1 protein-coding gene is annotated in these 232 nt (G+C 68.5%); it reads left to right on the forward strand.

Features of this window, described 5'->3' with window-relative positions; genetic code table 11:
• The coding region (locus J5M73_RS31740; RefSeq protein ID WP_207817070.1) for an amino acid permease at positions 1–232 on the forward strand (232 nt) is incomplete at both ends.

Consider the following 232-nt stretch of genomic DNA (forward strand, 5'->3'; position numbering starts at 1 on the left):
GAGGGCGCCAGCGTCTACTCGGCCCGGGCGCAGAAACGCGCGGACGTCGGGCGGGCCACGGTGATCGGCTTCCTGGGGGTGCTGGCGCTGCTGGTGCTGGTGAATGTGCTGTCCCTGGGGATCATGACCCAGCCGGAACTGGCCAAGCTGCAGAACCCGTCCATGGCTGCCGTGCTGGAGCATGTGGTGGGCCACTGGGGCGCGGTGCTGATCAGCGTCGGCCTGATCATCT

Origin of the sequence: Pseudomonas sp. 50_B (assembly GCF_017491625.1) — a bacterium.
Classification (GTDB): Bacteria; Pseudomonadota; Gammaproteobacteria; order Pseudomonadales; family Pseudomonadaceae; genus Aquipseudomonas; species Aquipseudomonas danubii.